Raw genomic sequence first — 274 nt, 5'->3', positions numbered from 1 at the left:
CATAGATACATTCCTGGCAAGAACTGGCAGCGATGCTGCGCAGTTTTCTTTGCCTGGTAATGTCCGGATTGTCTCGGCGTCGACACTTTGTTTCCGGGTTGAAATATATGACGGCTACGTGGGGATGGCCTTAAAGTACGGCCTGATAACCTTGTTTTGCGGTGCTTTTTTGTGAGCCATTTGCTGATAGTCGACGATGATGTCGAGGTGCTCGACCTGCTGCAGAAGTTTCTCTGCCAGCATGGCTACGAGGTTGACGTGGCCAGGGATGGCA

The 274-nt window shown here is 51.5% G+C and carries 1 pseudogene; it reads left to right on the top strand.

The window, feature by feature from the left end:
- Positions 1-171: 171 nt before the first annotated feature.
- Positions 172-274: pseudogene (locus tag FQ664_RS27980) on the top strand (DNA-binding response regulator); the annotation flags it as partial.

The organism is Pseudomonas persica (assembly GCF_900291015.1).
GTDB lineage: Bacteria > Pseudomonadota > Gammaproteobacteria > Pseudomonadales > Pseudomonadaceae > Aquipseudomonas.
Note: the sequence above shows the minus strand (reverse complement) of the source record. Positions and strands in the feature narration are given on the sequence as shown.